The organism is Leisingera sp. S2M4, from assembly GCF_055398055.1.
In genome coordinates this window covers 2,513,709-2,535,699 of the sequence record NZ_AP040861.1, presented here as the reverse complement: position 1 = coordinate 2,535,699, position 21,991 = coordinate 2,513,709, and the positions used below count along the sequence as shown (strand labels likewise).

Here is a 21,991-nt window from a genome sequence, read left to right as displayed (position 1 = left end):
AGCTCCTCCAGCCCCCTTGCCGTTAGCACCACCGGCAGGCGGACGGTTCCGCCCGCCGGATCGGTCCTACACCTTGGGGTCCGGGTTTACCGTATGCCCGTCCACGGCGATCACCTGCCCCGAGACCAGCCGGGCGGCATCCGAAGCCAGAAACACCGCCATATTGGCAATGTCGCGCGCTTCGACAAAACGCCCCATCGAGGTGCCGGAGGCATAGCCCTCGTAGACCTGATCCCGGGTCATGCCCTTGGCCGCGGCCTCGCGCTGCAGAACCCCTTCCATGCGCGGGCCTTCGACGGCGCCGGGGCAGATGGCATTGGCCCGGATACCAAAGGGGCCAAGCTCCATCGCCAGCGTCTTCATCAGGCCGATGACGGCCCATTTCGCCGCGGCATAGGGCGCGCGGTTGGGATAGCCGTATAGCCCCGCGGTCGAGGACGTCAGCACCATGGCCCCCGAACCGGCGGCCTTCATCATCGGGGCGGCGTGTTTGGCGGCAAGAAACGCCCCCTCGAGGTTGACACTGACGCAGGCGCGCCAGTCGTCCAGCGCGATGTCTTCGACCCGTGCGGTCGGTCCGGCGATACCGGCATTGGCGCATAGCGCATCCAATCCGCCCCAGGTCTCGTCGATCGCAGCAAACAGCGCCGTCATGCCCGGCTCGTCGGTGACGTCCACCACCGTTGCGCGCCAATCCGACGGAACATCCGCAAGGCTGGCGGCATCCACATCCGTTACCCAGACCTGGTGACCGGCCGCTGCGAATGCTGTCGCCATTGCCCGACCGATGCCGGAGCCACCGGCGGTGATCAACACCCGGCTCATCTGGCGGCTCCGATCGCGCGTCCCAGCCCATCAGGCGCAGGCAAGGCCGCATGCGCCTCTGCCAGCGCGACAAGATTGGCCTCCACATGCGGTGTCGGCGGGGCCGAGCGACGAGTTTTCAGATCTACATGCAGCAGCATATGCTCCCCCGTTGCGAGCAGGCGCTCGCCCGAGAACATCTCGTGCCAAAGGTGCATCTTCTTGCCCTGCCCCAGGATCACACGGGTGCGCACCTGAATGGGATCGCCCGCATGCACCTCGTCGAGGTGGCGGATATGGGTCTCGGCGGTAAAATAGCTGCCGCCATTGGCGATGTACTCGGCATCGCAGCCGATGATCTCCATCAGCCGGTCGGTGGATTGCGCGAAGGCATCCAGATAGCGGCTTTCGGTCATGTGCCCGTTGTAGTCGGTCCAGTCCAGCGGCACCACGCGGTTCAGAGTCTGCACCGGCTGGGTGATGTCGTCGACCTCCGCCATGCTGCGAGCAAGCCCCGCCTCGCCCATGCGGGCAGCGTCATGGGCGTTCTGCAACGCCCCTGCCCCCCAGTCGTTGGCGCCCAGCGCCCGCATGATGCCGACCAGGTTGTCATCGCGGATTCGCTCCAGCTCGCGGATCGAATACTGGCCCGATTGTGCATCGGACTGGCCCGCGATCAGCTCGACCAGCTCATCGTTGTATTCCGGAACATCCATCAGCTTAGTCCACGGCCAGCTGAGACAAGGTCCGAACTGCGCCAGGAAGTGCTTCATCCCGGCTTCGCCGCCCGCCACCCGGTAGGTCTCGAACAGGCCCATCTGCGCCCAGCGGATGCCAAAGCCATAGCGGATGGCGTTGTCGATCTCTTCCGTGGTGGCGATGCCGTCCTTGACCAGCCACAGCGCCTCGCGCCAGACCGCCTCGAGGAAGCGGTCGGCGACATGGGCGTCAATCTCCTTCTTCAGATGCAGGGGATACATGCCGATGCCGGTGATGATCTCCTTGGCCTTGGCGATCACCTCGGGGCTGTTGGCCTCGGTGGTGACCACCTCGACCAGCGGCATCAGGTAGACCGGGTTGAAGGGATGCGCGACCACGATCTGCGCGGCGTTGGCAAAGCCGTCCTGCAGCTGCGAGGGCTTGTAGCCAGAGGTGGAGGACCCGATGACGGCGCCCTGCCCAACATGCTGCTGCAGCTCGCCATAGACTTTCTGCTTCAGCTCCAGCCGTTCCGGCACGCTTTCCTGCACCCAGTCGGCACCCTCGACAGCCTCGGCGATGGTGGCGTGCCAGCTCAGCTGGCCTTCGGCGGGCAGCGCCACGTTGCCCAGCCCCGGCAGGCTGCGTCGCGCGTTGTCCAGAACCGCGCCGATCTTGCGCCCGGCCTCCGGGTCGGGGTCGAAGACCCGCACGTTCCAGCCATTCAGCAGGAACCGCGCGGCCCAGCCGCCGCCGATAACCCCACCGCCGATGATTGCCGCCGTCTTAGTCATTCACCTTGATCCTCAATTCTGGGGCACCATCTTCAGCGCCCTGATGTCATAGCCATTGCCGCGCAGGACCGATTTCGCATCGGACAGCTGTTCTGCGCTGATCTCGGGGGACCTGGCCAGGATCCAGCCCTGCTTGCCATTTGGTGTGCCGACCACGGCCACCCGGTAATCGTCATCCACATCCAGCACCCAGTAGTCGCCCCAGGTGAACGGCAGGAAGCTCAGCCAGGGGACGAAGTTGACCTCCAACATTCCCGGCGCCACAACGCGCGCTTTGCCCTCCGCACTCTCGGCGGGGCCGTCGAGTGCTCCTTTGCGACAGGTGTTCACGACCTTGATCCGCCCCTCCGGCAGCGCGCTGTATTCTGCCGTGACGCCCTCGCAGCCTTTTTCGAAGTCGTTGGGGAACCGGGCGATTTCATACCACGTGCCGAGGTAGCGGGAGAGATCCAGACCGGTCTCCACCGCCATCGGCACATCAGTGTCGCGGTAGCCCTCCGCCATAGCGGCTGGCGGCAGGGCAAAAGCCGCGAAGGAAAAGGCAAGGGCAGCACGGGTCATTGGGCCGGTCATGAATTCAGTCTCCAGGGGCAGGAATTGGGGGATAGGCTCCAACCCGCAACGCCTGCTTCCAGCACAAGTTTCGCCGCGGCCTATTGCGCCACCGGCGCGCGCTTCACCAGCCCCAGCTTCTCGCGGACCTCATCCGGGCCGATCACCCGCGCGCCCATGTTGGTCACGATGTCCGCGGCACGCTCCACCAGCTGCCAGTTCTGTGCCAGCTCGCCCTTGCCCAGCCACAGGTTGTCCTCCAGGCCGACACGCACGTTGCCGCCCGCCAGCACCGCCGCCGCCGCATAGGCCATCTGGTTGCGCCCCAGCGAGAACGCCGAGAAGGTCCAGTCGTCAGGCACGTTGTTGACCATCGCCATGAAGGTGTTCAGATCATCCGGCGCGCCCCACGGTACCCCCATGCACAGCTGCACCAGCGCGTTCGGCTCCAGCACGCCTTCTTTCACCAGCTGCTTGGCGAACCACAGATGGCCGGTATCGAAGGCCTCGATCTCCGGCTTCACGCCCAGATCGGTCATCATCTGCCCCATGGCGCGCAGCATGCCGGGCGTGTTGGTCATCACGTAGTCGGCTTCGGCAAAGTTCATGGTGCCGCAGTCCAGCGTGCAGATCTCCGGCAGGCATTCCGCCACATGCGCGACGCGGGCGCTGGCGCCGATCATGTCGGTGCCTGCGTCCTGCAAAGGCAGCGGGTTTTCCGTGTCTCCGAACACCATGTCGCCGCCCATGCCTGCGGTCAGGTTCAGCACCACGTCCACCTCGGCATCGCGAATGCGGTCGGTCACCTCGCGGTACAGAGCCAGATCGCGCGAGGGGACGCCGGTCTCGGGATCGCGCACGTGGCAGTGCACCACCGCAGCGCCTGCCTTGGCCGCGGCGATGGCCGACTCGGCGATTTCCTTCGGGGAGCGCGGCACATGCGGGCTGCGGTCCTGGGTGCTGCCCGAGCCGGTCACGGCACAGGTGATGAAGACCTCGCGGTTCATTTCCAGCGGCATTTTTCTTCTCCCGTCGATGTACAGGGTTTTGCCCCGGGTTATCCCCAGGCTCCTCCCCAGATTCCGATTTGCGCTAAGACCCACTGTGCCGCAGCCTCGTGAAACACAGTTTACACTAGGCGAATCGAAGTTGATGAAATCCGCAAAAAACATCCTGCAACCGGAGCACCGGCCGCTGAAAACCGCGGTTCTCGTGCTGGACGAATGCAACACCTTGTCCTTCGCGGCCACCGTCGACCCCATGCGTGCGGCCAACCGGCTGGCAGGGCGCGCGGCCTTCGACTGGGATTACATCAGCGCCACCAATGAACCGCCAATGCTGACCAGCGGGCTGACCGTGCCCAGCATCCCGCTGGCGCGGCTGGAGGGCTGCGAGCTGCTGATCGTGGTTGCGGGCTTTCAGCTGGCGCGACATGCCACGCCGAGCCTCCTGGCCGGATTGCGCCGGATCGCCGCGACGGGAGCCACCATTGCGGGCATCGACGGCGGCCCCTGGTTGCTGGCAGAAGCGGGCCTGCTGGACGGGCACCCGGCCACCACCCATTGGGAAGATCTGGACAACTTCGCCACACGCTTCCCTGAGGTGGATGTCCGCACCGACCGGTTCACGGTCTCCGAGGCCCGCATGACCTCCGGCGGCGCGACACCGGCGATCGAGATGATGCTGCATATCATCGGGGCACGTCACGGTGCGGGATTTGCCTCCCGCGTTGCCGGCCTGTTCCTCTACGATGGCCCCGCCGCCGAGCCGCGTCCACAAAGCCGCCTGGGCGGCCACAAGCACAGCGCTCTGACCGCGCGCGCCAATGCCTTGATGGAGGCTTCATTGGATGAGCCGCTGCCGCTGTCGCAGATTGCCGAGACACTGGGCACCAGCCCGCGCAGCCTGCAACAGCAGTTCCGTCTCAAGCTCAACACCACGCCGCAGGACCACTACCTGCAGCTGCGTCTGGCCGAGGCCCGCCGTCTTGTCACCGACACTAACCTGCCGCTGATGGAGGTGGCAATGGCCACCGGCTTTTCATCGCAATCGAGCTTTGCCCGTGCCTTTCGCACGGCCCATGGCACCTCCGCGCGGGAACTGCGGCAGGAGCGGGAGCAGGAACGCCCCACCGCGCACTGAGGAGTGCGCAGGCCCGACCGTCCGCCTGCGCTGCGTCAGCAGCGCCGGGCCCAACCGGCCGAGGGCATGTCAATGCCCGCCGGACGGGCGGGAGCCGCGCCCCGCCCGCCCTGAAACGATCGGCTGCTCAGGCGCGACCTAGGCGGTCAGCCTCAATACGGCATCGGGTGAGCGCGGTGCGCGGCATTGATTTCATCCAGCACCTCCTGGCTCAGCTCGACCTCCACGGATTTCAGTGCATGCTCCAGTTGCGACAGCCGGGTGGCGCCGAAAATGGCCGAGGCCATGAACGGTCGGGTCCGGCACCAGGCCAGCGCCATATGCACCGGATCCAGTCCGTGCCGGGCCGCAATTTCCAAATAGGCATCCACCGCCGCATAGACCCGCGGTGTGTCACGTCCACCAAGGTCGGTGTTGATCGTCTTGCGCGAGCCCTCGGGAAGACCGCCCTCTTGGTACTTGCCCGTCAGCAGCCCGGTGGCCAGCGGCGAAAATGCCAGCAGGCCCACATCCTCGTTCACGCTCAATTCGGCGAGATCGGTGTCATAGAGGCGGCAGAGCAGCGAATATTCGTTCTGGATCGAGGCCACCCGCGGCCAGCCCATCTCCTCGGACAGGCGCAACCACTGCGCGGTTCCCCAGGCGCTTTCGTTCGACAGGCCGAAGGCCCGGATGGTGCCGCGGTCAACCTCCTTCTGGAGCGCCTGCAGGCAGTCTTCCATGTTGGCCAGCGTTGCAGCGCGGTCCTGTTGGGACGGGTCATAGTCCCAGTTCTTGCGGAACATGTAGCTGCCGCGGTTGGGCCAGTGAAACTGGTAGAGGTCGATGTAATCGGTCTTCAACCGCTTGAGCGAGGCTTCGATGGTGGGCGCGATGGTCGCGGCCGAGATCGGCGCGCCGCCGCGGACATGCTGCATGCCTTCGCCGGAATGTTTGGTCGCCAGGATGTACTCAGCGCGCCGCCCGGTCGCCGCATTCCAGTTGCCGATAATGCGCTCGCTGTCGCCGATGGTCTCGGCTCGAATGGGGTTGACCGGATACATCTCAGCCGTATCCAGAAAGTTCACGCCCTGCGCCAGAGCCATGTCGATCTGCGCATGCGCCTCGTCCTCCGGTGTCTGGGTACCAAAGGTCATCGTGCCCAGGCACAGCTCAGACACCATGATGCCGGTGCGGCCCAACGGGTTCATTTTCATAACTCGGTTCCTCTGATGCAGATTTGGCCGCGACCTTAGGCGGATGCCGCAAAAGTGCAACCCGCTTGCGTCTGGGCGCCAAAACGGCCAGCCTGCCAGCCGAAAGAGCAGGAGGAAACCCGATGCCACAGACCATCACCAAGGGCATCAAGGCGCTGCTGGCCGAAGCCAACGACAGGGTCGCCACCCTGTCGGTCGCGCAGGCAAAGCAGGCCTATCAGGACGACGCCTATGTCTTCGTCGATCTGCGCGACATCCGCGAGCTGCAGCGCAGTGGCATGATCCCGGGTGCGTTTTCCTGCCCGCGCGGCATGCTGGAATTCTGGATCGATCCCGACAGCCCCTACCACAAGCCGATCTTCAACCAGGACAAGACATATGTGTTCTACTGCGCCAGCGCCTGGCGCTCGGCGCTCAGCGCCCGCACCGCGATGGAGATGGGGCTGAACCCGGTCCTGCATCTTGAGGGCGGCTTTGGCGAATGGGTGAAGCAGGACGGCCCGGTGGTGCCGCGCGAGGGCTGAGCCGCGACCGGGCCTGCCTTGCCATGGCGCGCGCGGGGCAGGATTGCAGGCATATTGAGAACAAACAGCGAACACTGTAAACTGGCGACATGCCGACTCACCTGCTTGCCCCTCGCCGCCACGCACCCCGCCCCGCCTTGCAGCTGATGGAGGGGGTGGCGCTGGCACGTGGCCGCCTGCATGAAGCCTGCGGTCCGGCCCGACATCGATTTGCACTGTGGCTGGCAGCCGCGGCGGCACCGGGAGCGGTGCTGTGGCTGCCCAGCCCCCGCGGCGACCAACGGTTGAACCCGGACGGGATGGCGCATCTTGCCAGCCCCGCCCGGCTGCTGTTCGTTCAGACCTTGCGGAGCGAACAGCAGCTCTGGGCAATGGAAGAAAGCCTGCGCAGCGGCGCAGCGGCGCTGGTGGTGGCCGAGACAGATGACCTGCCCAGCATGACCGCCGTGCGGCGGCTGCATCTGGCGGCCGAGAACGCCGGCCATGGCAGCACAGACAGCGCGCCCGCGCCGCTGGGCCTGCTGCTGACCCCCGGCGAAGGCGGCGCGCAGGGCATCGAAACCCGTTGGCATCTGGCCCCTGCCCATCACCTGGCAGCCACCGCCTTGCTCTCTGCGGTCTCCGATCCACCCGCGCCGCATCCGGCCCGACCCGCAGCCGCGCAACGCTCCACCGACGCGCCACCCGGTTTGCAAGACTGCTGGCGGTTGCAGCGCCTGCGTGCCCGCATGCAGCCCCCCCGCGACTGGCTGGTGAGCCAATCCGGCAACAATCCCCCAGTGGCGTTGCATCGCCCCCCAGAACCACCGCCTGCGCCCTGCGCCCCCCGTCACCCGGCGCCACAGGCGGAACGCGCCTAGCCCGCCCCGACGGGGCCAGAGCGAAACAGGACCAAATACGACGCGAGATGGCGAATTTCGACTGGCATTCCTGCTGCAGCCTGTCATGGTCAGGCCATTATGCGCCTGATCGTCTCCTTTGCCGCCCTATTCGTTTCCGTCATTCTGTTGCAGCTCTCAACTGGCGGCGTTGGCCCGCTGGATGCAATCTCCGGGCTGACGCTGGGTTTCACCAAGGAACAGATCGGCCTGTTGGGGTCGGCGCATTTCATGGGCTTTTTCGTCGGTTGCTGGTGGGCGCCGCGACTGATGGGCAATGTCGGCCATTCCCGGGCTTTTGCCGCGTTTACCGCACTGGGCGCCATCGGCCTTATCGGACATACGCTGACCCAAAGCCCCTACCTCTGGGCGCTGATGCGCGCCGCCTCCGGTCTCTGCGTGGCAGGCGCCTATACGGTGATCGAGGCCTGGCTGAATGCCAAGGTCACAAATGAAACCCGCGGTCGCGCGATGGGCACTTACCGGATCGTCGACATGGGCGCGTCATTGGCGGCGCAGCTCATCATCGCGGTGCTGCCCCCTGCTGCCTATGTGTCCTACAACCTTCTGGCGGTGCTGTGCTGCGCGGCCCTGATCCCGCTCACCCTCACCAAGGCCAACCAGCCGGAGACGCCAGACGCACCGCGCCTGCGGCCGGACCTGGCCTGGCGCTGCTCACCCTTGGCGGTGGCCGGGGTCATCGTGGCCGCGCTCAGCTCCGCCTCCTTCCGCATGGTCGGCCCGGTCTATGGCCGCGAGGTCGGGCTGGAAGTCGGCCAGATCGCCTTTTTCCTGGCCGCCTTCGTGCTGGGCGGCGCGCTGGCGCAATATCCGCTCGGCTGGCTGGCCGACAAATACGACCGCCGCTGGGTGTTGATCTGGCTCTCCGCCGCCGCCATTCTCAGCTGCGGCGTGACCATGGCCGCCAGCGGCACTGGCACCACCGGGGTGATGCTGGCCGCGGTGTTCTTCGGCTTCACCACCTTTCCGATCTTCTCGGTCTCAGCCGCCCACGCCCATGATTTCGCGACCTCCTCCGAGCGGGTCGAACTGGCGGCCGCGTTGATGTTCTTCTTTGCCCTCGGCGCAATTGCCAGCCCCTATGTCTCCTCGGCGCTGATCAGCGCCTATGGCCCAGCCGCGCTGTTTGCCTATGTCGCCTGCGGCCATCTGCTGCTGATCGTCTTCGGGCTGAGCCGCATGAAAGTCCGGCCGACGCCGGAAGAACGCACCCCCTATGTCTACGCACCCCGCACGTCCTTCATCATCGGACGCCTGCTGAAGCGCGCCCGACAGCGGCGCTGAACGACAGCAGGACAGTCCTTATTTCAAGGGAAACTCACCACCGGGGTTTTCGCCGTGCGCGCCATGCGCTAGACGGGCCACTGACACATTACCTGGATGGACGGCATGGCACGCATTCTGATTACTTCGGCGCTTCCCTACATCAACGGGATCAAGCATCTGGGCAACCTGGTGGGCAGCCAGCTGCCCGCGGATCTTTACGCCCGCTACAACCGCGGCCGCGGCCATGAGGTGCTATTCCTTTGCGCCACCGACGAACACGGCACCCCGGCCGAGCTGGCTGCCGCCAAGGCGGGCAAGCCGGTGGCCGACTACTGCGCCGAAATGCACGAGGTCCAAAGCCGGATCGCCGACAGCTTTGGCTTGTCTTTTGATCACTACGGGCGATCGTCCAGCCCGCAGAACCACGCGCTGACCCAGCATTTCGCGGGCAAGCTGGAAGAGGCCGGACTGATTACCGAAGTGTCGGAAAAGCAGGTCTACTCCAACGCTGACGGCCGCTTCCTGCCGGACCGCTACATCGAGGGCACCTGCCCCAACTGCGGTTTCGAGAAGGCCCGCGGCGACCAATGCGAGGAATGCACCAAGCAGCTGGATCCGACCGACCTGATCAACCCGCGCTCGGCCATTTCCGGCTCCACCGATCTGGAGGTCCGCGAAACCAAGCACCTGTTCCTGCGCCAATCCGCGATGCGCGACCAGTTGGACCAGTGGATCGACAGCAAGACCGACTGGCCGGTGCTGACCACCTCCATCGCCAAGAAATGGCTGCACGACGGCGACGGGCTGCAGGACCGCGGCATCACCCGCGATCTGGACTGGGGCGTGCCGGTCAAGAAGGGCGATGCCGACTGGCCGGGCATGGAAGGCAAGGTCTTCTACGTCTGGTTCGACGCGCCGATCGAATATATCGCCGCCGCCGGAGAATGGGCCGAGGCCAACGGCAAGACCGACGCCGACTGGCAGCGCTGGTGGCGCACCGACAAGGGCGCGGACGATGTGAAATACGTCCAGTTCATGGGCAAGGACAACGTGCCCTTCCACACGCTGAGCTTCCCGGCGACCATTCTGGGCTCTGGCGAGCCGTGGAAGATGGTCGACCACCTCAAGTCCTTCAACTACCTGAACTACGACGGCGGCCAGTTCTCTACCTCGCAGGGCCGTGGCGTGTTCATGGACCAGGCGCTGGAGATCCTGCCCGCCGACTACTGGCGTTGGTGGCTGTTGTCCCACGCGCCGGAAAGCTCGGATTCCGAGTTCACCTGGGAGAACTTCCAGCAGTCGGTGAACAAGGATCTGGCGGATGTTCTGGGCAACTTCGTCTCCCGCATCACCAAGTTCTGCCGCTCCAAGTTCGGCGAGGAAGTCCCCGCAGGCGGCGAATACGGTGAACAGGAACAGGCGTTGATTGCCGAACTCACCGCCCGCATCCGCGCCTATGAGGGCCATATGGAGGCGATGGAGGTGCGCAAGTCGGCGCAGGAGTTGCGTGCGATCTGGGTGGCAGGCAACGAATACCTGCAATCCGCCGCGCCCTGGTCGGTGTTCAAGGAAGCCCCCGAGCGCGCCGCCGCCCAGGTCCGCCTCGGCCTCAACCTGATCCGCCTCTACGCGGTGCTCTCGGCGCCCTTCATTCCGCATGCCGCAGACACGCTGATGGCGGCCCTGAACTCGGATGACCGCAGCTGGCCCGAAGATGTCGCCGCCGCCCTGTCGGCGCTGCCCGCAGGCCATGGCTTCACCGTGCCGGACGTGCTGTTCGCGAAGATCACCGATGAGCAACGCGAAGACTGGCAGGCGCGGTTCGCAGGCACCCGCAGCTGACCTTAGGCTTCGCCGTAACAGCATGAGACATAAAAAGGCCGCCCTCGGGGCGGCCTTTTCGTTTGCTTGCACTTGCGTTTGCCTACAGGGAGATCGCCTCCCCCTCCTGCGGCAGCAGCAGCTGCCAGCGGGGCGCCAGTCGACGATGCTCGGCCTGCAGGACCTCCGGCCCTTCGCGGTAGAGCTCATAGGTGGAGTGATGCACCGGCAGCACGGATTGGGCCGCGATGCGGTCAGCAAATTCGGCGGCCTGCACACCGGTCATGCTCAGCAGTCCCAGCGCGCCCGCGCCGCCGACCGCACCGATATGCGGAATGAACAGATCCGCAGGCGGCTGTCCCGCCAGCGCATCGGCCACCGGATCGGCATGGAAACTGTCCCCCGCCCAGTAGATCCGCTGCAGTCGTCCGTCACTCTCGACCTCGATCACGTAACCATTACCCAGCCCCAAAATGGCTGAGATCTGCGGGTTCTGTGAATGCACCGCCGGTACGGCGGTGATGGTGACACGCCCCTGCGGCGCGTCGAACTGCCGGGCGGCGCCATGGCGCAGAGGTTGCGGCGCAAAGCCTTTCTCTGCAAGCCCCGGTCCATCATGCTCTGGCGCGATCATCGGCAGTTGACGATCCAGCCAGGCCTGCGCCTTCTGGTCAAAGTGATCCTCATGCGCGTGGCTGAGCAGCACCAGATCATACGCGTCATGCCCCAGTCCCGGGAAGGGCGTCAGCCGCGCATGCGGCTTGACCTGCGGCCCCTTGGCCAGGTCGAACATCTCGTTCGGATCCCCCATCAGGAAGGCCTCCGGCCCCTCCCCGAGGCACGGATCACACAGGATGCGCAAACCAGCCGCCTCGATCTCCAGCATGGCGCTGCCCAGCCAGCGCACACGCAAGGGATCTGCCGCGCTCCGCGCCACAGCAGGCATCAAACCTGCCGCGACCCCGGCCCCGGCAAGTTTCAGAAAATCACGTTTTTTCATCGAGCTCTCCGTTGTCACTTCTTCCGAAGTAAGGCTTGGGGCGAGCGCGAAAAATCCGCATAATGTCGAACAACTAGAACGGAAAAGTCGCACAATGAGCCAGTTGCAGCATATCGAAACCTTTGTGGAAGTGGCCACGCAGCTGAGTTTCGCGGCAGCCGCCCGCCGATTGGGGATCCCCCCCTCGACCGTGACAACGCGGGTCCGCGCATTGGAGGACTCCCTCGGCGTGCGCCTGCTGGAGCGCTCAACCCGCAACGTGGCGCTGACCTCGGAAGGGTTGATCTACCTGGACAGCTGCCGAACCGCGCTGGACGCGCTTGCCACGGGGCAGGAGCAGATTTCGGCGACCAGCAGCCTGTCCGGCCCCTTGCGCCTGTCCGTCCCGGTCGCCTTCCCCATGGCGCAGCTGGCCGATCTCTGCCGCAGATTTCTGCAGGCGTATCCGCAGGTCACACTGGATATATCGGTTGAAGACACGCCGGTTGATTTCGTTCGCGACAATGTCGACCTGGCGCTGCGCGGCAATCACCCCGGCGGTGACGGCACCATCGCCCGTCAGTTGACCCGCACCCCAGTGGTGCTGGCAGCCCTCCCCGGGCGTCTGTCGGATGAGAGCCTGCCGATACTCGGCCCCCTTGCGCGCCACCTGCCACGCCCCGACTTGCCGGGCACGGCCCGCTGCACCTCCTTCGCACTGGCGCTGGAACTGGTCGCGCTTGGCATGGCCCGGGCCTGTCTGCCGACCTCCCTTTGCGACGGTCGCGGGCTGGAGCTGGGACCAGTTCCCCAAGGCGTGCCGGAAACACTGGCCCTGTATCTTGTCTACCACGACCGCCGCCACCTGCCGCGCCGCGTAAGATCCTTCATGGATTTCCTGATCGCGGAATTCGCCTGACCGGTGGCGTCGCCGTTAAACACCCGGACTGGCACTAAATTTATTCCTTATTAAAAAAGTCGGATTGACATACCCGATCAAATAAATCAGGAATACGGCATCCAGCCAGCCTGACTCGTGTCGGGCGAGCCCGAGTGAGCCACAATCAACCGAGATCGCCCGATGCCAAGCAGAGACAGCCGCAACTGCGGACCGACTGTGACTGACCTGGAAGCCGAAGACAGACGCCACATCTGGCCACAGGTCTTTGCCGCCTCCGGTACCCTCTGCGGCTTTTGTCTGGAATGGCTTCTGGACCGGGCGGAATTCAGCAATGGGCGGAAGTCATGAACCAGATCGCATCCAAGCCGGTGCCTACCACCGCGACCACCGAAGTTTTCCCGACCTACCACGCCGAAGACCTGACCCGCGGCGGCGTGCAGGCCCGCATCCTACTGAACGGGCAGATCTATTCGCTGCGCATCACCCGTGCAGGCAAACTGATCCTGACCAAGTGAGCGCGCCCGAATGACCTCCGCACAGCCCCAAGCCAAACCGTCGCGCGGCGGCATCACCGTCGGCACCCTGTCGGAATTGCCGCCACTGGAGGCCGGCGCGGTGATCTATCTGCGACACTGGTTTTCCAGCGCCGAGACGCGGGCCCAGATGCGCCGCGATTTCGAGGTGAATTTCGGCCCCGGCCTGGCCGAAGCCGCCTTTGAGGCCTTTGGCTACCTGTGCAACTTCTGCGTCACCCACGGCCGTCGTCCACTGGTGCGCCATGGCATGAGCTGCAATTGCCTCGGCGCGGATGAAAACTGCTTTGCCAATCTCCTTGCCGCCGCGGCGGATGGCCATGAAGAAGACACGCAAATCCTGGCCTCGCTGATAGTGCAGCCCCGAAAAGCCCGGGAGCTGGCCCGGCTGGCCGACGATTGCAGCACCTTCCTTCAACAGATCACGGGCACCCCACCGCTTGCGCGGGCAGCCCACCCGATGACCGCTACACTTCATTGAAATACAATAGACCAAGGACTTAGCTGATGAAAAATCTGTTTCTCGCGGGCACTGCCCTTGCCGGTCTGGCCTTCGGCACAACCGCCGCTTTTGCCGCCGACAAGGCCGCGGTGCTGACCAATTACGCAAACATCGCCGAGGCGAAATACCAGGACAGCCTGATCACCGCCAAGGCGCTGAAAGCCGCGGTAGACGCGCTGGTCGCGGAGCCTTCCGCCGAGAACCTGCAAGCCGCCCGCGCCGCCTGGCTGGCCGCTCGCGTCCCCTATCAGCAGTCCGAGGTGTTTCGCTTTGGCAATGCCATCGTCGATGACTGGGAAGGCAAGGTAAACGCCTGGCCGCTCGATGAAGGGCTGATCGACTACGTGGATGCCTCCTATGGCGGTCCGACCGAGGAAAACACCCTCGCAGCACTGAACGTCATCGCGAACCCGCAGTTTGAACTCTCCGGCAAGACCATCGACGCCACGGAGATCACCCCGGAATTGCTGGAAAGCGCCCTGCACGAGGCAGACGGGGTCGAAGCCAATGTGGCAACCGGGTATCACGCCATCGAATTCCTGCTGTGGGGCCAGGATCTGAACGGCACCGAGCACGGCGCGGGCGACCGCCCCTGGACCGATTACGCCGACGGTGATCCCTGCACCAACGGCAACTGTGATCGCCGTGGCGACTATCTTCAGGCAGCCACCGATCTGCTGGTCTCCGATCTGGAATGGATGGCCCAGCAATGGGGCAGCGATGGCGCGGCCCGCACCACCCTGCTGGCAGACGAAGACGCCGGTATCACCGCCATGCTGACCGGCATGGGATCGCTGTCTTACGGTGAAACCGCCGGTGAACGCATGCGCCTGGGGCTGATGCTGAATGACCCCGAGGAGGAGCACGACTGCTTCTCCGACAACACCCACAACAGCCACTACTACGATGGCCTGGGCGTGCAAAACGTCTACCTGGGAGAATATGTGCGGGTGAACGGCGAACTGGTTTCTGGCGCGTCGCTGTCGGACCTGGTGGCCGCCAAGGACGCCGATCTGGACGCCGAGATGCGCAGCAAGCTGGCCAACACCATGCACGCGCTGGGACGGATCAAGACCGCGGCCGAGGCAGGTCTGTCCTATGACCAGATGCTGGCGCAGGGCAATGCCGCGGGCGAAGCCCTTGTGATGGGGGGCGTCGACGGGCTGATCGAGCAGACCCGCTCCATCGAACGCGTGGTGACCGCGCTGGAACTGGAGGACGTCGCCATCGAAGGTTCCGACAGCCTCGACAACCCCACGGCTGTCTTCAACTGATCTCGGCGGCCGCTCAGCGCGGCCACGAAACACCGTGCAGAGCGGCTAAAACCGGTCGCTCTGCCTCCCGCCCCGAGCGGAAATCTGCCGTCATCAAGCGATAACCGAGTAAATCACTCTGGTTAACACTTGTATTCCGACTGTTTTAATCGGAAAAAACGGAGATGGAATCATCCCCCCGGCCACCCGGAACAAAGGTGAGCAGCATGATCATTTGCCACTGCACCCATATCAGCGATCACGACATTCGCGCTGCGATCAACTGGATGCGCAAGGCCGATCCCCAGACCATTATCACCCCTGGGAAGATCTATCACGCATTGGGAAAAACCGCCGATTGCGGTGGGTGCATGCCGCTTTTCCTCGACACCATGCGTTCCAGCAGTAAGCTGGAAGTACCTGCGCAGTTAGCGAATTTGCGCGAGGCAACACATCGGGAGAAAGATCATGCAGGGCGACCCCAAGGTCATCGATTATCTCAACAAGGCGCTGCGCCATGAGCTGACCGCTGTCAGCCAGTACTGGCTGCATTACCGGATGCAGGACGACTGGGGCCTGGGCAGCATGGCCAAGAAGAGCCGCGAAGAATCCATCGAGGAAATGGAACACGCGGACAAGCTGATCGAGCGGATCCTATTTCTGGGCGGGCACCCCAACCTGCAAAAACTGGACCCGCTGCGGATCGGCCAGACCCCCAAGGAAACCCTGGAATGCGACCTTGCCGCGGAGATCGAGGCACGCGCGCTCTACAAGGAAGCCCGCGAGGCCTGCCACGATGCGGGCGACTATGTAACCATGAAACTGTTCGAGGAATTGATGGCCGACGAGGAAGGCCATATCGACTTCCTCGAAACGCAGCTTGAGCTGCACGACCGGATCGGTGCGGAAAACTATGCCCAGCTCAACGCAACCAAGATGGAAGAGGTCGAAGACTAACCTCGCACTGGCCGCTGCAATGGCAGCGGCCAGCCCCCTCGCGGCGCTTGATCTGGCCAGCCAGTTCAAGGAGGAGCCGCACCTTACCCCTCTGCCCCGCACACAGTCCGAACGCGCCCGCATCGACGCGGTCCTGTCGCCCCCGACGGATTTCACCCAGCCCGAACAGTTCGAGGATCTCCCCGCCGGGGCCGCGACCGTCCGCGCCCGGCGCGATGACGAGGCCTTCTCCCAGCATTCCGCCAATCTCAGCTTCGAGCAGGAGCTGGAGTTCAAATTGGGTAACGGGCTGTTCAAAAAGATCTGGGTGTTTTCCCCCGCCTCCACCCTGGCCTCCGACGGCCTGGGACCGCTGTACAATGCACGCGCCTGCCAGCGCTGCCACGTGAAGGATGGCCGCGGCCATGTGCCGGAAAGCCCGGACTATGCCTCAAGCACGATGTTCCTGCGGGTCTCGGTCCCCGGCCCAGTGCCGCCACAGATGCAGGCGGTGCATGACTATATCGGCACCGCCCCGGACCCCGTTTACGGCCACCAGTTACAGGATTTCTCTGCGCCCGGAGTACCGCCCGAGTACCGTCTCAAGGTGGAATACGAGGAATTCGAGGTCTCATTGAACGGCGGCGAGACCGCCCGGCTGCGGCGCCCGACCTACACGGCCAGCAATCTGGGCTACGGCCCTCTGGCCGAGGGCGCCATGCTGTCGCCCAGGGTGGCGCCGCCGATGATCGGCCTCGGGCTGCTGGAGGCGATCCCCGCTGCCGACATCCTCGTCCATTCGGATGAGGAAGACGCCGATGGGGATGGCATCTCCGGGCGCGCCAATCTGGTCTGGTCGACCGAATTCGATCGCATCATGCTGGGCCGCTTTGGACTGAAGGCCGGGATGGCCACGGTGCACGAACAATCTGCCGCGGCATTCTCTGGCGATATCGGCATCTCGACACCGCTGTTTCCGGCACATACCGGCGACTGCACCGCGCGGCAGACCGATTGCCGCGCCGCGCCGCATGGGGGCGATGATTCCCGTGAAACCGAGATCGACCAGGCCAACATGGACCTGGTCACCTTCTACAGCCGGAACCTCGGTGTGCCCGCCCGCCGCAACAGCGGCGATCCGCATGTGCTGCGTGGCAAGAAAGTGTTCTATGATGTCGGCTGCACCAGTTGCCACGTGCCGAAATTCGTCACCCACCGGTTGGCGAACCGGGAGGAGCACAGCTTCCAGCTGATCTGGCCCTATTCCGACCTTTTGCTGCACGACATGGGCGAGGGTCTGGCCGACAACCGCCCCGAGGGGCGCGCGACGGGGCGCGAGTGGCGCACGGCGCCCCTTTGGGGCATCGGCCTGACCCAACAAGTCTCGCCCCGGGCCACATTTCTGCACGACGGTCGCGCCCGCACCCTGCTGGAGGCCATTCTCTGGCATGGCGGCGAGGCCGAGGCTGCTCGCGACAAGGTGGTTGCCTTGCCGCCTGCCGACCGTGCCGCGCTCATTTCATTTCTGGAGAGTCTTTAATGCGTTTCATTGCATTTGCCCTGACCCTGATGGCCGCGCCCGCAGCAGCGTCGGAGCTGACCACGCACATCACGGACCAGCACATCCTTCCCGCCTTCCAGGCGCTGGCCCACTCCTCCTCCGCGCTGGCGCAGACCGCGCAAAAGGAGTGCGACGCGCAGTCACCAGACCTGCGCGCGGCATTTGGTGAGGCTTTCGATAGCTGGATTGCAGCCAGCCACTACCGCTTCGGCCCGACCGAAACCGACAATCGTGCGTTCGCTCTGGCGTTCTGGCCGGACAGCCGCGGCAAGACCCCCAAGGCCCTGGCCAAACTGATCCACGAAGAGGACGCAGCCGTCAGCGACCCGGATAGCTTTTCCAGCTACACCATCGCCGCACGCGGCTTCTATGCGCTGGAATACTTGCTCTACGACCCGGAACTTTCCACCGCTGGCCAGCCCGCCTACCGCTGTACACTGACGCGGGCAATCAGCCACGACATCGCTGCCACCGCAGCAGCAATTCTGACCGACTGGCAGCAAACCTACGCAGCCGAGATGCGCAGCCCCGGCAACCGCTATCAAAGCGACGAGGAGATTGCCCACGAATTGTTCAAGGCGTTGAACACCGGTCTTCAGGTGATGGAAGATCTGCGCCTCGGCCGCCCGCTGGGCACCTTCGACCGGCCCCGCCCCCTGCGGGCCGAGGCCCGGCGCTCCGACCGCAGCTTGCGCCATCTCTTGGTATCCCTGAACGCGCTGGAACCCCTGGCGCTGGCCCTCGCCGAGGCCGACAGCGCTGCAGACCCGTCGCTGAAGGCTGAACTCACGCAGAGTTTTGCCAAGATCCGCGATCGCGCCGAGGCTGTGGAGGATCCGACATTTGCCAGCGTCGCCGATCCCGCAGGGCGCATCCGGATCGAAGCTTTGCGCCAGGACGTGCAGGATCTGCGGGCACTGGTGGCGGCCCGACTGGGTCCCGTGCTGGGTGTTGCCGCGGGCTTCAACGCGCTGGACGGCGACTGATGCCGTCGCGTCGTGGGTTCCTCGCCGGACTGCTGGCAACCGGGCTGGCGCCGCAGGCAAGCTGGGCCAGCGTCGGCAACCCGGCTTTCCTGTCGGCCGGGCGCGATACGCAGGGCCGCTTTTTCCTGGCTGGCATGACGGCAAGTGGCGAAATCCTGTTCCGCCATCTGCTCCCCGGTCGCGGCCATGCCGCCGCCGCCCATCCAACCCGCCCCGAGGCCGTGGCCTTTGCCCGGCGTCCCGGGCGATTTGCCGATGTCATCGACTGCCGTACCGGCACAGCCATTGCCCGGCTGGAGCCGCCCGCGGGTTTTCACTTTTATGGCCACGGCACGTTTTCCCCGGATGGCCGCCTCCTGTTCACGAGCGAAAACGAGTATGACGCCGCCCGTGGCATGGTCGGTGTTTGGGATACGGCCTCCGGCTACAGACGACTGACGGCCTTCGCTTCTGGCGGCATCGGCCCACATGACATCACGCTGCGCCGCGATGCTCCGGGGCTGGTGGTGGCGAACGGCGGGATCGAGACCCATCCCGATAGCGGCCGCGCCAAGCTGAACCTGCCCGATATGCGCCCCAATCTCAGCTATCTGGACTTTGACGGCGCGCTGCTGGAGCAGCTCGAACTCCCACCCGAGCTGCACCTGAACTCGATCCGACATTTGGCAACCCGCCGGGACGGCACAGTGGCCTTTGCCATGCAGTGGCAGGGAGACCTGGGTGAGTTGGTGCCGATCGCCGGGCTGCATCGCCCCGGCGCACCGGTCAAGCTGCTGGCCGACGGTGATCCACGGGTCTTGAACCTCAACGGATACGGCGGATCGATCGCCTTTTCGGCGGACGGAGCGCAGGTCGCGGTCACCTCGCCCCGCGGAGGGGTGGTGCAGCTGATGTCGAGCGACAGCGGTGCGATTCTGCGGGAAGAACGCATGGCGGACGTCTGCGGCATTGCGCGCTTGGGGACCGCGTTTGCCGCAAGCACCGGCAACGGCCAATTTCTTCACCTAACCGAACACGGCAGTGAGCCGCTGCAACGCACCGATCTGGCCTGGGACAACCACCTGATCGCGCTCGGCTGACATTTCTCCTATTGCAGCACGCAAAGGCGCGCCCCGATCGGGCGCGCCTTTGAGTTTTAATTGCGCAATCCTGCAAAACGAAATCGGCACGTGACTCTTCAGGCGCGATACGCTAAGGAATCACCCCGAAAGGAAAGCAAATGGACGCCTCCAGCCGTCAAAACGAAATCATCGCGCTGCTGAACCAGCAAGATCGCGTCGAGGTCGAGGATCTGGCGCAGCGCTTTGGAGTGTCCTTGCAGACCGTCCGCGCGGACTTGCGAGATCTTTCGGCGCGCGGCGCGCTGTCACGGGTGCATGGCGGTGCCGTGCGCATTAGCTCCGCTGCCAGCCAGGACTACGCCGACCGCCGCCGCCTGAACGCAGGCGGCAAACAGGCGATGGCGACCTTGGCTGCAGAGTTGATCCCGGACAACTGCTCGATCAGCCTCAACATCGGCACGTCCACCGAACAGGTCGCCCGTGCCCTTTCAGGTCACCGCGGGCTAACCATCCTTTCCAACAACATAAACATTATCAATATGATGATGGGCGGTCAGGCCAAGGAGCTGATCCTGGCTGGCGGCACGGTACGACAAAGCGACGGCGCCATCGTCGGCGAAGACGCGGTGGCGTTCATCGCCCGCTACAAGGTGGATTTCGCCGTCATAGGCGCCTCGGCCCTGGATGCCGACGGCGCGGTGATGGACCACGACCCGCGCGAAGTGTCCGTGGCCCGTGCCATCCTCAAAAACGCCCGTCAGCGGGTTCTGGTCTGCGACGGCAGCAAGTTCGAGCGCTCCGCACCGGTGCGGATCTGCGACTTGTCAGACCTCGACGTGGTAATCACCGACCGCCCCGTACCCGCGGAATTTGCCGAGGCCGCGCAGGCCGCAGGCACCCGTATCCTGACCGCCGGACAAAACGAAAGCAGCGAAAATGACTGACACCCCTGTTACAGACCTGTTCATCATCGGCGGCGGCATCAATGGCTGCGGCATTGCCCGCGATGCCGCCGGGCGCGGATTATCGGTGACGCTGGCGGAGATGAAGGATCTCGGCTGGGCCACCTCCTCCGCCTCGACCAAGCTGTTCCACGGGGGGCTGCGCTATCTGGAGTATTTCGAGTTCCGCCTGGTGCGCGAGGCGCTGATCGAGCGCGAGGTGCTGTTGAAGGCAATGCCGCACATCTCCTGGCCGATGCGCTTTGTGCTGCCGTTTCACAAGGACATGCGGTTTGACAGCGAAACACCGACCTCGAAACTGCTGACGACCTTCATGCCCTGGATGAAGGGCCGTCGCCCGGCCTGGCTGATCCGGCTGGGACTGTTCCTGTACGACTCCTTGGGCAAACGCGGCATCCTGCCCGGCACCGCCAAGCTGGACCTGACTCGGGACGAGGCGGGCAAGGTGCTGAAGGACAAGTTCCAGACCGCATTCGAGTACTCCGACTGCTGGGTCGAAGACGCCCGGCTGGTGGTGCTGAACGCCCGCGACGCGCAGGCGCGCGGTGCGCAGATCCTGACCCGCACCGAAGTGCTGTCGGCAGAACGCCATTCCGATCACTGGGTGATCCGCACCCGCGATCACGCCAGCGGCAAGGAGCAGGAGCACCGCGCCAAGATGCTGGTCAATGCAGGCGGGCCATGGGTTGCGGATGTGCTGCACCAGAAACTGGGCCAGAACAGCCGCGAGAACGTCCGCTTGGTGCGCGGCAGCCACATCGTCGTGCCGAAGCTGTTCGATCACGGGCGTTGCTATTTCTTCCAAGGCACCGACGGGCGGATCATCTTCGCCATACCTTACGAGCAGGATTTCACCCTGATCGGCACCACCGACGCCGACCACCCGGATCCCGACACCGCCCCGGAATGCACCCCTGAAGAGCAGCAGTATCTTGCTGATTTCGCATCTGAATACTTTGAGAAACCGGTGACGCGGGACGACATTGTCTGGACCTACTCCGGGGTGCGCCCGCTGTATGACGACGGTGCCAGCTCGGCCACCGCGGCGACCCGCGAATATGTGCTGACGCTGGATCAGGCACAGGCGCCGCTGCTGAACGTTTTTGGCGGCAAGATCACCACCTACCGCAAGCTGGCAGAGGCGGCGCTGGCCAAGATCGGCGAGGCATTTCCGCAGCTGCCCGATGATTGGACCGCGGGCGTGGCGCTTCCCGGCGGCGATTTTGCAGTGACGGATGTCGAGAAGCTGACTGCGAAATTGGCGGCGGACTACCCCTTCCTGACGCCCTACTGGGCGGGCCGGATGATCCGCGCCTATGGCACCGAGGCCTGGGAAGTGCTCGGCGATGCCAAGACCGCCGGCGATCTGGGCGAGGACTTCGGCGCAACGATCACCGCGCGGGAGCTCGACTGGGCGATTGCCCGCGAATGGGTGCGCGCAGGTGACGATTTCCTGTGGCGGCGCACCAAGCTGGGCCTGCGGCTGGATGAGGCCCAGCGCGCGGCGGTGGATACCTACATCCAAGGCAAGGCAGCCCAGCTCGCCGCATAAAAGTGTTTTGCCCGGCGGCACCGCCGGGCTGCCCCCCGGCAGGCGCACTCGCGCCTACCAAGGCAGGC

22 protein-coding genes are annotated in these 21,991 nt (G+C 64.8%); 16 read left to right on the top strand and 6 right to left on the bottom strand.

Translation table 11 applies throughout. From position 1 onward, the window contains the following. Window positions 1–66 precede the first annotated feature (66 nt). From ACZ52D_RS12280 to bcoG, 4 genes are all read right to left on the bottom strand, one after another. Complete coding sequence (locus ACZ52D_RS12280) at window positions 67–825, bottom strand: SDR family oxidoreductase (RefSeq protein WP_464441494.1); 759 nt, start codon at window positions 823–825, stop codon at window positions 67–69. After that, window positions 822–2,297 carry a carnitine 3-dehydrogenase gene (locus ACZ52D_RS12275; protein ID WP_464441493.1) on the bottom strand — a complete coding sequence of 492 codons (1,476 nt, stop codon included), beginning with the start codon at window positions 2,295–2,297 and terminating at the stop codon, window positions 822–824. Before ACZ52D_RS12275 ends, ACZ52D_RS12280 begins: the two co-directional genes overlap by 4 nt. Window positions 2,298–2,309: 12 nt before the next feature. Further along, on the bottom strand, window positions 2,310–2,858 hold the full coding sequence (locus ACZ52D_RS12270; RefSeq protein ID WP_464443137.1) for a lipocalin family protein: 549 nt from the start codon (window positions 2,856–2,858) through the stop codon (window positions 2,310–2,312). 92 nt (window positions 2,859–2,950) lie between these two features. Beyond that, window positions 2,951–3,868 (bottom strand): 3-dehydrocarnitine:acetyl-CoA trimethylamine transferase BcoG, encoded by a 918-nt coding sequence (gene bcoG, locus ACZ52D_RS12265; protein WP_464441492.1) that lies wholly within the window; start codon window positions 3,866–3,868, stop codon window positions 2,951–2,953. A 133-nt stretch (window positions 3,869–4,001) separates the two neighbouring features. Here bcoG and ACZ52D_RS12260 point away from each other — a divergent pair, with 133 nt between their 5' ends. Beyond that, complete coding sequence (locus ACZ52D_RS12260; protein ID WP_222455776.1) at window positions 4,002–4,991, top strand: GlxA family transcriptional regulator; 990 nt, start codon at window positions 4,002–4,004, stop codon at window positions 4,989–4,991. Between the two features lie 152 nt (window positions 4,992–5,143). Here ACZ52D_RS12260 and ACZ52D_RS12255 read toward each other — a convergent pair whose 3' ends face one another. After that, a complete protein-coding gene (locus tag ACZ52D_RS12255) occupies window positions 5,144–6,187 on the bottom strand; it encodes an aldo/keto reductase (RefSeq protein ID WP_464441491.1) in 1,044 nt (347 codons plus the stop codon). Between the two features lie 122 nt (window positions 6,188–6,309). On the opposite strand from ACZ52D_RS12255, the gene ACZ52D_RS12250 reads away from it, so the two are divergent. From ACZ52D_RS12250 to metG, 4 genes are all read left to right on the top strand, one after another. Beyond that, entirely contained in the window at window positions 6,310–6,711 is a 402-nt protein-coding gene (locus ACZ52D_RS12250; RefSeq protein WP_222455774.1) for a rhodanese-like domain-containing protein, read from the top strand. 89 nt (window positions 6,712–6,800) lie between these two features. Continuing rightward, the gene (locus ACZ52D_RS12245) at window positions 6,801–7,571 is read left to right on the top strand and encodes a hypothetical protein (protein WP_464441490.1); all 771 of its coding nucleotides are present in this window, start codon (window positions 6,801–6,803) and stop codon (window positions 7,569–7,571) included. A gap of 99 nt (window positions 7,572–7,670) precedes the next feature. Beyond that, the gene (locus ACZ52D_RS12240; RefSeq protein ID WP_222455772.1) at window positions 7,671–8,894 is read left to right on the top strand and encodes an MFS transporter; all 1,224 of its coding nucleotides are present in this window, start codon (window positions 7,671–7,673) and stop codon (window positions 8,892–8,894) included. A gap of 105 nt (window positions 8,895–8,999) precedes the next feature. Beyond that, window positions 9,000–10,718, top strand: coding sequence for a methionine--tRNA ligase (gene metG / locus ACZ52D_RS12235; RefSeq protein ID WP_464441489.1), 1,719 nt, complete (start codon window positions 9,000–9,002; stop codon window positions 10,716–10,718). An 82-nt stretch (window positions 10,719–10,800) separates the two neighbouring features. Here metG and ACZ52D_RS12230 read toward each other — a convergent pair whose 3' ends face one another. Beyond that, on the bottom strand, window positions 10,801–11,697 hold the full coding sequence (locus ACZ52D_RS12230; protein WP_464441488.1) for an MBL fold metallo-hydrolase: 897 nt from the start codon (window positions 11,695–11,697) through the stop codon (window positions 10,801–10,803). A 94-nt stretch (window positions 11,698–11,791) separates the two neighbouring features. Between ACZ52D_RS12230 and ACZ52D_RS12225 the strand changes: the two genes are divergently transcribed. From ACZ52D_RS12225 to glpD, 11 genes are all read left to right on the top strand, one after another. Further along, a complete protein-coding gene (locus ACZ52D_RS12225; RefSeq protein WP_464441487.1) occupies window positions 11,792–12,595 on the top strand; it encodes a LysR family transcriptional regulator in 804 nt (267 codons plus the stop codon). 326 nt (window positions 12,596–12,921) lie between these two features. Beyond that, a complete protein-coding gene (hemP, locus tag ACZ52D_RS12220; RefSeq protein WP_008554566.1) occupies window positions 12,922–13,092 on the top strand; it encodes a hemin uptake protein HemP in 171 nt (56 codons plus the stop codon). Window positions 13,093–13,102: 10 nt separating this feature from the next. Then, window positions 13,103–13,591, top strand: coding sequence for a hypothetical protein (locus tag ACZ52D_RS12215; protein WP_222455768.1), 489 nt, complete (start codon window positions 13,103–13,105; stop codon window positions 13,589–13,591). A gap of 26 nt (window positions 13,592–13,617) precedes the next feature. After that, on the top strand, window positions 13,618–14,886 hold the full coding sequence (locus ACZ52D_RS12210) for an imelysin family protein (protein WP_464441486.1): 1,269 nt from the start codon (window positions 13,618–13,620) through the stop codon (window positions 14,884–14,886). Between the two features lie 206 nt (window positions 14,887–15,092). After that, complete coding sequence (locus ACZ52D_RS12205) at window positions 15,093–15,386, top strand: (2Fe-2S)-binding protein (RefSeq protein ID WP_369925565.1); 294 nt, start codon at window positions 15,093–15,095, stop codon at window positions 15,384–15,386. Next, a complete protein-coding gene (gene bfr / locus ACZ52D_RS12200) occupies window positions 15,334–15,822 on the top strand; it encodes a bacterioferritin (RefSeq protein WP_222455765.1) in 489 nt (162 codons plus the stop codon). The genes ACZ52D_RS12205 and bfr overlap by 53 nt, the downstream gene beginning before the upstream one ends. Before the next feature lie 19 nt (window positions 15,823–15,841). After that, a complete protein-coding gene (locus ACZ52D_RS12195) occupies window positions 15,842–17,341 on the top strand; it encodes a di-heme oxidoreductase family protein (protein ID WP_464441485.1) in 1,500 nt (499 codons plus the stop codon). Next, on the top strand, window positions 17,341–18,348 hold the full coding sequence (locus ACZ52D_RS12190) for an imelysin family protein (protein ID WP_464441484.1): 1,008 nt from the start codon (window positions 17,341–17,343) through the stop codon (window positions 18,346–18,348). The genes ACZ52D_RS12195 and ACZ52D_RS12190 overlap by 1 nt, the downstream gene beginning before the upstream one ends. Further along, on the top strand, window positions 18,348–19,427 hold the full coding sequence (locus ACZ52D_RS12185) for a DUF1513 domain-containing protein (RefSeq protein WP_464441483.1): 1,080 nt from the start codon (window positions 18,348–18,350) through the stop codon (window positions 19,425–19,427). The genes ACZ52D_RS12190 and ACZ52D_RS12185 overlap by 1 nt, the downstream gene beginning before the upstream one ends. Before the next feature lie 140 nt (window positions 19,428–19,567). Next, the gene (locus tag ACZ52D_RS12180) at window positions 19,568–20,353 is read left to right on the top strand and encodes a DeoR/GlpR family DNA-binding transcription regulator (protein WP_464441482.1); all 786 of its coding nucleotides are present in this window, start codon (window positions 19,568–19,570) and stop codon (window positions 20,351–20,353) included. Next, window positions 20,346–21,923 (top strand): glycerol-3-phosphate dehydrogenase, encoded by a 1,578-nt coding sequence (gene glpD / locus ACZ52D_RS12175; RefSeq protein ID WP_464441481.1) that lies wholly within the window; start codon window positions 20,346–20,348, stop codon window positions 21,921–21,923. Before ACZ52D_RS12180 ends, glpD begins: the two co-directional genes overlap by 8 nt. The last annotated feature ends 68 nt before the right edge of the window (window positions 21,924–21,991 follow it).